Below are 13,339 nucleotides of genomic sequence, written 5' to 3'. Positions count from 1 at the left end.
TAGAATAGAAGCTTGGCTCGCACTTCTTTCAACATGTCCCGACGCATCATTCCTCTCGCCGACGTCAGCGGGATGCCGGATATCTCCGGCGTCGCGCATACCCCCGACGGCGCCTTGGCCGACACGTTCGCCAGGCCGCTGCGCGACCTGCGCATCTCGGTGACGGACCGCTGCAACTTCCGTTGCGTGTACTGCATGCCGAGAGACGTGTTCGACAAGAACTACCCATTCCTGCCGCACAGCGCGCTGCTCACGCACGAAGAAATCGAGCGCGTGGCGCGGCTGTTCGTCGCGCACGGCGTCGAAAAGATCCGGATCACCGGCGGCGAACCGCTGCTGCGCAAGAATCTCGAATTCCTGATCGAGCGCCTCGCGCGCCTGAAGACCCATGACGGCCGCCCGCTCGACCTGACGCTCACCACCAATGGCTCGCTGCTCGCGCGCAAGGCGCGCGCGCTGAAGGATGCCGGCCTCACGCGTGTGACGGTCAGCCTCGACGCGCTCGACGATACGTTGTTCAAGCGCATGAACGACGCCGACTTCGCGAGCGCCGACGTGCTCGACGGCATCTTCGCCGCGCAGGCCGCGGGCCTCGCGCCGGTCAAGGTCAACATGGTCGTGAAGCGCGGCACCAACGACAGCGAAATCCTGCCGATGGCCGAGCGCTTTCGCGGCACCGGCGTGATCCTGCGTTTCATCGAATACATGGACGTCGGCACGTCGAACGGCTGGAACATGACCGAAGTGCTGCCGTCCGCGGACGTCGTCGCACGGATCGCAGAACGGTTCCCGCTCGTGCCGCTCGAGCCGCACACGGCGGCGGAAACCGCGCAGCGCTGGGGCTATGCCGACGGCAGCGGCGAAATCGGCGTGATCTCGAGCGTCACACAGGCATTCTGCGGCGACTGCACGCGCGCGCGGTTGTCGACTGAAGGCAAGCTGTACCTGTGCCTGTTCGCGTCGACCGGCCATGACCTGCGCGCCCTCGTGCGTGGTGGCGCGAGCGACGCCGAGATCGCGACCGCGATCGCCCGGATCTGGCAGGCCCGCACCGACCGCTATTCGCAGCTGCGCGGCAGCGTGGCCGCTGACGCAGCGTCCCACGGTGCCGGCAAGCGCGTCGAAATGTCGTACATCGGCGGCTGACGCGCGCCCGCCGCCCCGATTTCCCGCGATGTCCGCTTCCGCCTCGCCTTCCGTCACCGGCCTGCTGCTCGCAGGCGGGCGCGCGACGCGCATGGACGGCGCCGACAAGGGCCTGCAACTGCTCGACGGTACGCCGCTTGCGCTGCACGTGCTGCGCCGGCTCTCGCCGCAGGTCGACGAGACGCTGATCAGCGCGAATCGCAACGCCGATCGCTATGCCGAGCTCGGTGCGCCGTTCGACGCGCGCATCGTGCCGGACGAAACACCCGATTTCCCCGGCCCGCTCGCGGGTCTGCTCGCCGGCATGCGCGCGGCGCGCGCACCGCTCGTCGCGTGCTCGCCGTGCGATACGCCCTATTTGCCGACCGACCTCGTCGCGCGGCTGCATGCGGCGCTCGACGCGCAGCAGGCCGACATCGCGATGGCGGTGACCGTCGACGCGCAACAAGCACGTTCGCCGCAGCCGACCTTCGCGCTGCTGCGCACGTCGCTCGCCGACGACCTCGCGGCCGGGCTTGCATCCGGCGAGCGCAAGGTGCGTGCGTGGTACGCACGCCACAAGACGGTCGAAGTCGAGTTTTGCGACGAGCGTGCGTTTTACAATGCCAACTCCTGGCAGGAACTTGCCGCGCTTGCCCGCCGCTGACGGCGCCGGCATCCGTTCCCGTCCGCCGCATGCGCCTTCGCGCTCCGGCGCCCTCCGCGCGCCACCGGCCACGAACCCGATACGCCTTGCGGCGCAGTCAGACTGATGATCACGCAATCCTCGCCCGCCCCCCGAACCGCACCCGATTCCGCTGCCCCGCTGTCGCTCGCCGACGCGCAGGCGCTCGCGTGCCGGTTCGCGGTGCCGGTCGACGCGTGCGACACGGTGCCGCTGCATGACGCCCTCGACCGCGTGCTCGCGGCCGACGTGAATGCGCCGTTCGACATTCCCGCGTACGACAACTCGGCGATGGACGGCTATGCATTCGACGGCAGCGCACACGCGCCTGCACCGGCCGCCGACATCGCGCTGACGGTCGCCGGCACGGCGTTCGCCGGCCATCCGTTCGACGGCGCCGTGGCGCCCGGAACGTGCATCCGCATCATGACCGGCGCGCCGATACCGGCCGGATGCGACACGGTCATTCCACAGGAACGCGTGCGCGTCGACGGCGACGTCATCCGCTTCGCCGCGCACGACGTCACGCGCGGCGCAAACTGCCGCCGGGCCGGCGAGGATATCGCCCGCGGCGCCTGCGCGCTTGCCGCCGGGCGCATCCTGCGCCCGTCCGATCTCGGCTTGCTCGCATCGTTCGGGTTGCGCGAAGTCACGGTGCGCCGCCGCGTACGCGTGGCCGTATTCTCGACCGGCGACGAACTACGCGAACCCGGCGAACCCGCCGGCCGCGGCACGCTGTATGACAGCAATCGCGGGATGCTGGTCGCGATGCTCGAAAGGCTGCACATCGACGCGCTCGATCTCGGAATCGTCCGCGACGATCCGGCGGCGCTCGAACGCGCGCTGCGCGATGCCGCCGCCGCACAGGCCGACGCGGTGATCACGTCGGGCGGCGTGTCGGTCGGCGAAGCCGATTTCACGCGCGACGTGATGGCGCGGCTCGGCGACGTGACCTTCGCGAGCCTCGCGCTGCGGCCCGGCCGGCCGCTCGCGTGCGGCACGCTCGCGCCTGCGGCCGACGGCGCCGGCCACGTGCTGTTCTTCGGGCTGCCCGGCAATCCGGTCGCGTCCGCCGTGACGTTCTACGCGATCGTGCGCCCCGCGCTGCTGACGCTGGCCGGCGCGCATGCGCCACCGCCGGCGATGTACACGGCACGCAGCACGCAGGCGCTGAAAAAGCGCCCGGGCCGTACCGAATACCTGCGCGCCGTCGCGACGCGCGACGCCGACGGCCAGTGGCACGTCGCGCCGGCCGGTTCGCAGAGTTCCGCATCGCTGAGCGGCCTCGCGGCCGCCAACTGTTTCATCGTCCTGGGCCACGATTCCGCGGCAGTCGACGCGGGCGCCCCGGTCGACATCCTGCCGCTCGACGGCTTGATCTGAATTCCAATCGGTATATCTCTACGGGGGCAATCCGCACATGAAGAAACAAATCTCGTCGATCGCCGCGGGGCAGACCGCGAAGGCACTGATCCTCGTCTACCTGACGTTCAGCGTGCCGATCGTGCTGCTCGGCATCCTGGTCGCGTACATCCGCTACGGGATGGTCGAACTGAGCACGATCCTGAGCGCCCTGCTGCTGAACGCGATCCTTGGTTTCGTGCTGCTGTGGATCGCCTGCCACGCGTACAACTGGGTCGCGTCGCGCTTCGGCGGCATCGAGATCGTGCTGTCCGATCCGCCGGAGGAAGCGTGAGCGGCACGCCACTGATCCGCACGGCCGAAACGCGCGACGTCGGTGCGATTCTCGCGCTGATGCGCGAGCTGGCCGAGTTCGAGAAGCTCACGCACCTGTTCGTCGCGAGCGACGCCGATCTGGCCGACGCGCTGTTCGGCGAGCGCCCCGCCGCCGAAGCGCTGGTGGCCGAGCGCGACGGCGCGATCGTCGCGTATGCGCTGTTCTTTCACAACTATTCGACGTTCCTCGGCCGTCGCGGCCTGTATCTCGAGGACCTGTACGTGCAGCCGTCGCAGCGCGGCACGGGCCTCGGCACCGCGATGCTGCAGCACCTCGCGGCACTCGCAGTCGAGCGCCGCTGTGCTCGCTTCGAATGGTCGGTGCTGGACTGGAACCAGCCGGCGATCGACTTCTACGAAAAGATGGGCGCGACCGTGCTGCCGGAATGGCGCATCGTGCGCGTCACCGGGGATGCGCTGAACGCGCTCGCCGCACGTTGACCGCGGGCCGGCCACGCGGGTCGGTGCTGCAAAGGAAAACGGGCGCCACGTGAACTGAACCCCAAGAGTTGGACATAGATCCGACCCTTGGGGTTTTTTCATGACGAAATACGACGAGCGGTTCAAGCTTGACGTGGTGCAGCGGTATCTGTCTGGCGACAAAGGGTGCAAAGCGCTTGCGAGAGAGTTTGGGGTGGGCAGCACACAGGTGGAGCAATGGGTTGCCAGCTACAAGCGCCATGGTGCCGATGGATTACGGCGCAAAGGACACGTGAAGTACAGCGCACAGTTCAATCTGGAGGCGCTGGAACGCATGCAGCGGGGGAATCCATCCCGCACGCACATGCAAGCGCTGCTGGACATTCGTGATGCAGGAGCCATCGCCCGTTGGGAACGCCAGTATCATGAGGGTGGTTTCGCCGCCCTCCTACCACGTCCGAAGGGACGCCGCCCCAAGATGTCGACTTCGCCGCTTTCCGAACCTGCACCGCCAGAATCCGAACCGGATACTCGCAACTGCCTGGACAATGCCGCCATGGAGGGCTTCTTTGGTACCCTCAAGGCGGAGTTTTTCCACCTCACCGAGTTCGACAGCGTCGAACAATTGCAGGCCGGAATCCGGCAGTACATCCGTTACTACAACCACGAACGCATCCGGCTGAAGTTGAAAGGGCTGAGTCCTGTTCAATACAGAACCCAGCCCCTGCTGGCCTAGCATTCCTGAACCGCCCAACTTCTGGGGTTCAGTTCAGAGGGTGCCCGTTTTTCGTTCCAGCCGGCTTCGGCTGAATACACGATGCGTCATGCATCGTCCGCATCGGCACCGTCGGCGCCTTCCGCGCCGAGCAGCCCGGCCGCCGTCTCGCCCGGCAACGCCTCGACCTGCTTCAGCTTGCGGTTCATCACGCGGGTGCGCTGCTCGGCCGCTTCGATCGAGCGCGTGACCGTTTCGAGCTGCGCCTTCGTGCGCGCGAGCACATCGCCGAACTTGCCGAATTCGGTCTTCACAGCGCCGAGCACCTGCCACACTTCGCTCGAGCGCTGCTCGATCGCGAGCGTGCGGAAACCCATCTGCAGGCTGTTCAGCAGCGCGGTCAGCGTGGTCGGCCCGGCCACCGTCACACGATAGTCGCGCTGCAGCAGGTCGGTCAGCCCCGGGCGGCGCAGGATCTCCGCATAGAGGCCTTCGGTCGGCAGGAACAGCAGCGCGAAATCGGTTGTATGCGGCGGTGCGACGTACTTCTCCGCAATCGTGCGCGCTTCCATCCGCACGCGCGCCTCGAGCGCACGGGCCGCGTCCTCGACCGCCACGGAATCGGCGCGCTCCTGCGCGTCGATCAGCCGCTCGTAGTCCTCGCGCGGGAATTTCGCGTCGATCGGCAGCCACACCGGCGGCGCGTCGCGCGTGCCGGCATCGCGCCCCGGCAGCCGGATCGCGAACTCGACGCGTTCGCTGCTCTTCGGCACCGTCGCGACGTTCTTCGCGTACTGGTCGGGCGTGAGCATCTGCTCGAGCAAGGCCTCGAGTTGCACCTCGCCCCAGGTGCCGCGCGTCTTCACGTTGGTCAGCACCTTCTTCAGGTCCCCCACGCCGGCCGCGAGCGTCTGCATCTCGCCGAGCCCGCGATGTACCTGCTCGAGCCGGTCCGACACGAGCTTGAACGATTCGCCGAGCCGTTGTTCGAGCGTCGCATGCAGCTTCTCGTCGACGGTGCGGCGCATCTCCTCGAGCTTCGCCGCATTGTTCGTCTCGATTTCCTTCAGCCGCTGCTCGAGTGTCGCACGCACTTCACCGATCCGCCGATCGTTGGCCTCGGTCAGTTGCGTGAGCTGCCGGTTCAGCGTGTCGCCGAACAGCCGCAGCGCGACCGTCTGCTCTTCGCGCGCCTGCTGCGCCTGACGCTGCACGCTCTCGCGCATCGCATCGAACTGCTGCGCGTTGCCCGCGACGAGCTTGCCCAGCTGTTGCGCGAAACCCTCGATCTGATTGTTCTGCACGGTCGCGATGCTCGTGAGCTGTGTCGCGAGCGTCTGCTGAAGCTGCGAGAAATTGCCGGTCAGCTCGGTGCGCGAGCCGCGCGCGTTCTCGACGATCTCGCCGCGCAGCTCGCGCTCGAGCCGCTCGACCGCGAGCGCCTGCGCGTGCGCGGCGTCCTCGATCTGGTCGCCGAGCACGGCCGCATCGTCGTGGCGGCCGCCGCCGCGCACGATTGCGACGATCGCCACCGCGAGCGCGACGGCCAGCACGACGACCGTCGCCAGCAACAACGTCGTCGTCATGCGCGCGGCTTCCCGATCACGTCAGGGTTGATCGGGTTCGGCGGTTGCCCCGCGCGCGGCCCTTCGCCCAGCGCGGCGATCAGGTTGTCCGCCGCAAGGTTCGCCATCGCGCGGCGCGTCTTCTCGGTCGCGCTCGCGATGTGCGGCGTCAGCACGACGTTCGGCACCGCGAGCAGCGCGGGATGGACGCTCGGTTCGCCTTCATAGACGTCGAGGCCGGCCGCGGCGATCGTCCCGTCGCGTAGCGCGGCGGCCAGCGCCGCGTCGTCGACGATGCCGCCGCGCGCGATGTTGGTCAGCGTCGCGGTGCGCTTCATCTTCGCGAGCTCGGCCGCGCCGATCGTGTGATGGTTCTCCTTCGTGTACGGCAGCACGAGCACGACGTGATCGGCGCGCGCCAGCAAGTCATCCTTCGACACGTATTCGGCATTCACCTCGGCCTCGATCTCGGGCGCGACCCGCGATCGGTTGTGATAAATCACCTCCATCCCGAAGCCGCGCGCGCGCCGTGCGAGTGCCTGACCGATGCGCCCCATCCCGATGACGCCGAGCGTCGAGCCGTAGATGTCGCTGCCGAGGAAACCGTCGTACGCCCACTTCTGCCAGTGTCCGGCGCGCAACCAGTGCTCGGATTCGGCGATTCGCCGCGCGGCGGCCATCATCAACGCCCAGCCGAAATCCGCAGTCGATTCGTTCAGCACGTCCGGCGTATTGGTGCCGAGCACGTTCGCGGCATTGAACGCGGCCATGTCGAAATTGTTGTAGCCGACCGCCATGTTCGACACGACGCGCAGGCGCGGCGCCGCCGCGAGCGCGGCCGCGCCGACCGGGTCGCCCGCCGTCAGCGCGCCGTCCTTGTCCGCGAGACGCGCGGCGAGCGCGTCGGGGGCGAGCGCGTCGCCATTGTTCCAGTCGACTTCGAAATACTGCTCGAGCCGTTCGATCACGTCCGGAAAGATCGGACGTGCGACCAGGATCTTCTGCATCGCCATCTCCGCATGCCGCGGCCGGCACGCGGTACATCGTGCACCGCCGAAGCCGTCCGCGCTTGGTTGAAAATCGTCAGCCTACGCCGGGAAGAAGATCCACGACGTCAGCAGGAATACGGGTACCAGGACCACGAGCGCCCAGCCGAGATACGCGAAGAAGCTCGGCATCTTCACCCCGCGCGATTCCGCGATCGCCTTCACCATGAAGTTCGGCGCATTACCGATGTAGCTGTTCGCGCCCATGAACACCGCCCCCGCGGAAATCGCGGCAAGCGTCGTCGCGCCCGTCGTCATCAGCGCTTGCGCATCGCCGCCCGCGAGGTTGAAGAACACGAGGTAGGTCGGCGCGTTGTCGAGGAACGACGACAGCAGGCCGGTTGCCCAGAAATACATCGCGTCGATCGGCTTGCCGTCGGGCCCCGTGACGAGATGGACGATCTGCGCGAACGCACCGTGCGCACCCGCGCGCAGGATCACGATCACCGGCGCGATCGTCACGAAGATCCCCGCGAACAGCTTCGCGACCTCCTCGATCGGCGCCCAGTTGAACGCGTTGCCTTCGCGCGCCGAGCGCGGCGTCAGCGCGAGCGACGCGAGCGCCACGACGACCAGCGCGACATCGCGCACGAGATTCTGCAGCGCGACGTGCGTGCCCCACACGTCGAATGAGATGCCGGGCTTCCAGATGCCGCTCATCAGCACGAGCCCGATCACGGCCGCGAGCAACACGAAGTTGACCTTGCCGTCGATCGACAGCGCGCCGCTGTCGGGCGTCGGGTCGAGTGCGGCCGGCCGCTCCTCGCCGGCCTTCCGGTAGAAGTACGTATCGAGCACGAAGAACAGCGTCAGCAGCACCGCGCAGATGAACAGCATCGGCAGTGCGAGATGCGAGGTCGTCCAGAAGAAGCTCACGCCATTCAGGAAGCCGAGGAACAGCGGCGGATCGCCGAGCGGCGACAGCGAGCCGCCCGCGTTCGCGACGAGGAAGATGAAGAAGATCACGACGTGCACCACGTGCTTGCGGTTATCGTTCGCGCGCAGCAGCGGCCGGATCAGCAGCATCGCGGCGCCCGTCGTGCCCATCACGCTCGCGAGCAGCGTGCCGAGCGCGAGGATCGCGGTGTTCAGCTTCGGCGTGCCGTGCAGGTTGCCGTTGACGCAAATGCCGCCGGCGACCGTATAGAGCGCCGTCAACAGCACGATGAACGGGATGTACTCCTCGAGCAGCGCGTGCACCAGCGTACCGAACGCCGTGCCCGCGCCGAACGCGGCGGCGAACGGGACCAGGAACACGATCGCCCACGCCGCGGCGATCTTGCCGAAGTGGTGATGCCAGAACACCGGCGCGACGAGCGGAAACACCGCGATGGACAGCAGGATCCCGGCGAACGGGATGCCCCAGAGTGCGGACAGCGTGGCACCGTCGAGCGTGGCGGCCGATGCAAGCGCGGGAACGGCGCCAAGCGCGGCTCCCGACGCCATGCCCGCCCAGGCGGCATGTCGTTTCATGCAGAACTTCCTTGTGCGAGTGAGTCGAGTGAATCGAGTGAGGATGGATCAGGTGCGCGCGTCATGCGCCGCGTACGACGATCACGTGAACGCGGTACGGGCCGTGCGCGCCCAGCACGATGGTCTGCTCGATATCGCCCGTGCGTGACGGGCCCGATACGAAATTGACCGCACGCGGCAATTCGCCGCGCTCCGCGCGAATCAGCGCGAATGCGTCTTCATGGCCCGCGACGATCCGCGACGCCGGCACGATCGCGATGTGCGTCTCCGGCAGCAGCCCGGCCGACGCATAGGTATCGGGGCCGGACAGCAGCACCAGCGAACCCGTTTCGGCAGTTGCGCAGAAGCAGCCGGTGAGGCCGACGAGATCGCCGTCGCGCGGCTTTCGGCATTCGACCGACAGGCCCGCGCCGGCCCAGTCGAGTTCGGCCAGCGTGCGCCATGCGACGGCCTGCATCGGCAGGCCGTGAGCGGAGAGATAGCGGGCGGCGGCGGCCGGCGCGTCGGCCAGTGTCGCGACTTCGTCGACCGTCGTCGACAGGCGAGCCGCTTCGTCGACGAATGCGGCGACGAGGTCGGCCGGCATCGGCGGGCGCGGCCCCTCGGGATGGCGGGCGAGATAGTCGGCGACGCCGTCGCGCTCCGCTGCATCGGGTTCGGGCGCGCGTCCTTGCGCCGCGCGAATGCGTGCGAGGATCTGGCGACGGGCAGCGGAAGTGTCCATGAACGGTCCTCGTGACGTTGGCGTGCAATACCGTCGGATTATACCGGCCGCCCTCGCCGCGACGCACCTGGCCGCTCGGCCGACGCTTACTGCGATGCGTCCTCGTCGACCGGCTGCGCGATGCCGAACACCTGGCGCAGGTACGCGAGATACGCCTTGTCGTCGCACATGCTCTTGCCCGGCGAATCCGACAGCTTCGCGACCGGCTGTCCGTTGCAGCGGACCATCTTGATCACGATCTGCAGCGGCACGTAGCCGAGATCGTTCGTGAGATTGGTGCCGACGCCGAACGCGAGCTTGCAGCGGTTGCGGAACCGTTCGTACAGCTGCATGACCTTCGGGATGTCCAGCGCGTCCGAGAACACGAGCACCTTGGTACGCGGATCGCAGCGGTTCGCCTCGTAGTGGCGCAGCATGCGCTCGCCCCATTCGAACGGATCGCCCGAATCGTGGCGCGCGCCGTCGAACAGCTTGCAGAAGTACATGTCGAAGTCATTCAGGAACGCGTCCATCCCGTAGACATCCGACAGCGCGATCCCGAGGTCGCCGCGATACTCCTTCGCCCACATTTCGAAACCGTAGGTCTGCGAATCGCGCAGCCGCGGGCCGAGCGCCTGGCAGGCCTGCAGGTATTCGTGAGCCATCGTGCCGAGCGGCGTCAGGCCGTGCTTCATCGCGTAGAACACGTTGCTCGTGCCCGCGAACTGCGGCCCGAGCCCGTCGCGCAGCGTCAGCGCGACCTCCTCGTGCCACACCTTCGAGAAGCGCCGGCGCGTGCCGTAGTCGGCGATCTTGCAGTCGGCGAACTCGGGCTTCGCGCCGAGCAGCTTGATCTTCTCGCGCAACCGTTCGCGGCCTTCGCGATAGTCGGGCTCGCGCTGCGTGTTGCGGAAATAGACCTCGTTGACGATGGCGAGCGCCGGAATCTCGAACAGGATCGTATGCAGCCACGGCCCCTCGATCACGATGTCGATCTCGCCGTTGCCCTTTGGCGAAGGCGTGATCGAGATGTATTTCTCGTTCAGGTGGAACAGCGCGAGGAAGTCGACGAAATCGCTCTTGATGAAGCGCATGCGCCGCAGGTAGTCGAGTTCGTCGTCGGTGAAGCGCAGCGAACACAGGCCGCGCACCTCGTCGCGGATCTCGTCGATGTACGGGACGAGATCGACGCCGGGCGTGCGACACCGGAACCGGTACTCGACGTTTGCGGCAGGAAAGTGATGCAGGACGACCTGCATCATCGTGAATTTGTAGAGATCCGTGTCGAGCAGCGAAGTGATGATCATGATTGCGGCACCGCCAATATCGTGACAGGGCCTCGGCGCACCGCGCGCCGCCCGGTCTGCCGGCCATGTTACCCGAATGCGGGCCCGACCATCGTGAAACCGCCTCCGCCGTCCCCACCGCGTCTTGCGGCCGGCCGCAAGCACCGCGCCCACGGTCGGCCCCATAAACTAATCACGAAACGATATAAGCCGGAAAGCCGACCACGCCATGCGGGTTTTGCGCTTCAGTTACAATGCCGCTTTTGGCGCAAACGCCACCCCATATATACCGCCAAGCAGGAGCGTTTTAATGACTCACGTTGTGACCGAAGGCTGCATCAAGTGCAAATACACGGATTGCGTGGATGTGTGCCCGGTGGATTGCTTCCGTGAAGGTCCCAACTTTCTCGCCATCGATCCGGACGAGTGCATCGACTGCGCAGTGTGCGTCGCCGAGTGCCCGACCAATGCGATCTATGCCGAAGAAGACGTTCCGGGCGACCAGCAGCAGTTCACCGAGCTGAACGCCGAGCTGGCGAAGAACTGGCCGTCCATCACGAAGACGAAGCCGGCACCGGCCGACGCGGACGAGTGGAAGGACGTGCAGGAAAAGCTGCACCTGCTCGAACGCTGATCGCGCAGCGGCGCCGCAAAATATTTTGCACGTCGCCGCTCAAAAGTGTTGACAGGTTGGCGAACGCTCCATACAATCTCGTTTCTCTGCTGTTGTTGTTTGTTCCCCGATAGCTCAGTCGGTAGAGCGCCGGACTGTTAATCCGTAGGTCCCTGGTTCGAGCCCAGGTCGGGGAGCCAAAAACGCAAGAGCCCGTTGAAGGTGGACGGGTTTTTTGTTGGCCGCCAAACAAGCACGCAGATGTACCGATTTATTCCCCGATAGCTCAGTCGGTAGAGCGCCGGACTGTTAATCCGTAGGTCCCTGGTTCGAGCCCAGGTCGGGGAGCCAGACAGCAAAAGGCCCGTCATTCGACGGGCCTTTTGTTTTTTCGGCGCCCGTCGGTCACCGCCGCGCATGCTAGAGTTTCTGTCCCGCATTCGCATCCGGTTCCATCGATGAAGCACCGCCTCCTTTCCGCTGCGCCGTTCACCCTTCTGCTCTCCGCCCTTGCCGCCGCGCCGCTCGCGCACGCGGAGGAAGTCGGCAGCGTCAACACCCATTTCCGCGTGACGGGCTCCGACCGCGTGGTCGTCGAAGCGTACGACGATCCGCTCGTGACGGGCGTCACCTGCTACGTGTCGCGGGCGCGCACCGGCGGGATCAAGGGCACGCTCGGCGTCGCCGAGGATCCGAGCGAAGCGTCGATCGCGTGCCGGCAAGTCGGCCCGCTCAGCTTCAAGGAGCCGCTCAAGCAGCAGACCGACGTATTCAGCGAGCGGATGTCGTTCATCTTCAAGACGCTGCACGTCGTGCGCGTGGTCGACAAGAAGCGCAACACGCTCGTCTACCTGACCTACAGCGACCGCATCGTCAGCGGCAGCCCGAAGAACGCCGTGACCGCAGTGCCGATGCCGGCCGGCACGACGATTCCGGTCAAGTAAGCCCGCGCCGGCCGGGCACTCGAACGATACACTGTCGATTCGACCGCCCGCACGCCCGACCATGTCCGCCTCCCGCCTTCTTCCGGACTCCGCACGTTACTGGCGCACGCCGCTGCTGCCGGACGCGGACCTGCTCACGGCGACCTATCGCGACCATACGTTCGCGCCGCACTGGCACGACGCGTACACGATTCCCGTGATCCTCGAGGGCGCGGAGCGCTACACCTGCCGCGGCAGCGGCCATGTCGCCGATACGGGCACCGTGCCCGTGATCAATCCCGGCGAAGTGCACACGGGCTCGCGCGCGACCGACGAAGGCTGGTGCTATCGCGTGAGCTACGTGCCGGTCGACTACATTCGCGCGCTCGCGAGCGCGATCGCGGGGCGCCCGCAGGATGCGCCATGGTTCCCGTCCGACGTGATCCGCGACGCCGATCTCGCCGCACGGCTCGCGCTGGCTCACCGGATGATGGAGGCCGGCAGCGAGTGCATGTCGCGGTCTTATCCGCACGAGCAGCCGGCCGCCGACGCTCCGGCCGCCGCGGCACCGCGCGTGTACGATCCGCTCGCCGCCGAAACGGCGATGCTCGATGCATTGTCGACACTGATCGTACGCCATGCCGACGCGCGGTTGCGGCCGGCGGCGCTCGCGGCCGACGAGCCGCGCGTCGATGCGATGCGCGAGAGGCTCGCCGCCGATCTCATGTGCACGGTCACGCTCGACGACGTCGCACAGGCCGCCGGCCTGTCGCCGTTCCACGCAGCGCGCCTGTTCACCCGGACGATCGGGATGCCGCCGCATGCGTGGCGCAACCAGCTGCGGCTGCAACGCGCGCTTGCGCCGTTGCGCGCGGGCGTGTCGATCGCCGACGTCGCCGCGGCCAGCGGCTTCGTCGACCAGAGTCACTTCTCCCGGCATTTCAAGCGGATGTTCGGCGTGCCGCCCGGACGCTGGCAAGCGCGCTGACGCCTCCTCGCCCTGCATTCGACAATACGCGGCAAGTGGCACGCAGGTTGCACCGCGTGC

The 13,339-nt window shown here is 67.0% G+C and carries 13 protein-coding genes, 2 tRNA genes and 2 pseudogenes; 12 read left to right on the top strand and 5 right to left on the bottom strand.

The genetic code is table 11. From position 1 onward, the window contains the following. The first annotated feature begins 33 nt into the window (after positions 1 to 33). The 7 genes and pseudogenes from moaA to ACV22W_RS25380 all read left to right on the top strand — a co-directional run. Positions 34 to 1,146: a GTP 3',8-cyclase MoaA gene (gene moaA, locus ACV22W_RS25410; protein ID WP_448022360.1), complete on the top strand. Its 1,113-nt coding sequence runs from the start codon at positions 34 to 36 to the stop codon at positions 1,144 to 1,146. Positions 1,147 to 1,174: 28 nt separating this feature from the next. Next, complete coding sequence (gene mobA / locus ACV22W_RS25405) at positions 1,175 to 1,792, top strand: molybdenum cofactor guanylyltransferase MobA (RefSeq protein WP_448022359.1); 618 nt, start codon at positions 1,175 to 1,177, stop codon at positions 1,790 to 1,792. A gap of 105 nt (positions 1,793 to 1,897) precedes the next feature. Beyond that, positions 1,898 to 3,193 carry a molybdopterin molybdotransferase MoeA gene (moeA, locus tag ACV22W_RS25400; RefSeq protein ID WP_448022358.1) on the top strand — a complete coding sequence of 432 codons (1,296 nt, stop codon included), beginning with the start codon at positions 1,898 to 1,900 and terminating at the stop codon, positions 3,191 to 3,193. A 37-nt stretch (positions 3,194 to 3,230) separates the two neighbouring features. Next, positions 3,231 to 3,506, top strand: coding sequence for a hypothetical protein (locus ACV22W_RS25395; RefSeq protein WP_006476519.1), 276 nt, complete (start codon positions 3,231 to 3,233; stop codon positions 3,504 to 3,506). Beyond that, the gene (locus ACV22W_RS25390) at positions 3,503 to 3,988 is read left to right on the top strand and encodes an N-acetyltransferase family protein (RefSeq protein ID WP_448022357.1); all 486 of its coding nucleotides are present in this window, start codon (positions 3,503 to 3,505) and stop codon (positions 3,986 to 3,988) included. Before ACV22W_RS25395 ends, ACV22W_RS25390 begins: the two co-directional genes overlap by 4 nt. A gap of 100 nt (positions 3,989 to 4,088) precedes the next feature. Beyond that, a pseudogene (locus ACV22W_RS25385) lies at positions 4,089 to 4,427 on the top strand (transposase); the annotation flags it as partial. A gap of 75 nt (positions 4,428 to 4,502) precedes the next feature. Next, positions 4,503 to 4,703, top strand: a pseudogene (locus ACV22W_RS25380) (IS3 family transposase); the annotation flags it as partial. 86 nt (positions 4,704 to 4,789) lie between these two features. Here the strand turns inward: ACV22W_RS25380 and ACV22W_RS25375 are convergent. From ACV22W_RS25375 to pncB, 5 genes are all read right to left on the bottom strand, one after another. Beyond that, positions 4,790 to 6,268 carry a DNA recombination protein RmuC gene (locus tag ACV22W_RS25375; protein ID WP_448022356.1) on the bottom strand — a complete coding sequence of 493 codons (1,479 nt, stop codon included), beginning with the start codon at positions 6,266 to 6,268 and terminating at the stop codon, positions 4,790 to 4,792. Then, positions 6,265 to 7,254, bottom strand: coding sequence for a 2-hydroxyacid dehydrogenase (locus tag ACV22W_RS25370; protein ID WP_448022355.1), 990 nt, complete (start codon positions 7,252 to 7,254; stop codon positions 6,265 to 6,267). Before ACV22W_RS25370 ends, ACV22W_RS25375 begins: the two co-directional genes overlap by 4 nt. A gap of 81 nt (positions 7,255 to 7,335) precedes the next feature. Further along, positions 7,336 to 8,766, bottom strand: a complete 1,431-nt coding sequence (locus tag ACV22W_RS25365) for a sodium:proton antiporter (RefSeq protein WP_448022354.1) — start codon at positions 8,764 to 8,766, stop codon at positions 7,336 to 7,338. A gap of 61 nt (positions 8,767 to 8,827) precedes the next feature. After that, complete coding sequence (locus ACV22W_RS25360) at positions 8,828 to 9,490, bottom strand: LutC/YkgG family protein (protein ID WP_448022353.1); 663 nt, start codon at positions 9,488 to 9,490, stop codon at positions 8,828 to 8,830. Between the two features lie 86 nt (positions 9,491 to 9,576). Further along, positions 9,577 to 10,776: a nicotinate phosphoribosyltransferase gene (gene pncB / locus ACV22W_RS25355; RefSeq protein ID WP_059523765.1), complete on the bottom strand. Its 1,200-nt coding sequence runs from the start codon at positions 10,774 to 10,776 to the stop codon at positions 9,577 to 9,579. A 289-nt stretch (positions 10,777 to 11,065) separates the two neighbouring features. Here pncB and fdxA point away from each other — a divergent pair, with 289 nt between their 5' ends. The 5 genes from fdxA to ACV22W_RS25330 all read left to right on the top strand — a co-directional run bounded on the left by fdxA (position 11,066) and on the right by ACV22W_RS25330 (position 13,279). Then, positions 11,066 to 11,389, top strand: coding sequence for a ferredoxin FdxA (fdxA, locus tag ACV22W_RS25350; RefSeq protein ID WP_006753067.1), 324 nt, complete (start codon positions 11,066 to 11,068; stop codon positions 11,387 to 11,389). Positions 11,390 to 11,492: 103 nt separating this feature from the next. Then, positions 11,493 to 11,568: transfer RNA gene (locus ACV22W_RS25345), tRNA-Asn, on the top strand. 75 nt (positions 11,569 to 11,643) lie between these two features. After that, positions 11,644 to 11,719 (top strand) — tRNA-Asn (locus tag ACV22W_RS25340). A 107-nt stretch (positions 11,720 to 11,826) separates the two neighbouring features. Further along, a complete protein-coding gene (locus ACV22W_RS25335; RefSeq protein WP_059816104.1) occupies positions 11,827 to 12,312 on the top strand; it encodes a CreA family protein in 486 nt (161 codons plus the stop codon). 61 nt (positions 12,313 to 12,373) lie between these two features. After that, the gene (locus tag ACV22W_RS25330) at positions 12,374 to 13,279 is read left to right on the top strand and encodes an AraC family transcriptional regulator (RefSeq protein WP_448022352.1); all 906 of its coding nucleotides are present in this window, start codon (positions 12,374 to 12,376) and stop codon (positions 13,277 to 13,279) included. The last annotated feature ends 60 nt before the right edge of the window (positions 13,280 to 13,339 follow it).

This window comes from Burkholderia sp. AW49-1, from assembly GCF_053427845.1.
The sequence above is the reverse complement of the archived record's forward strand: the minus strand, read 5'-3'. Positions and strand labels throughout refer to the sequence as shown.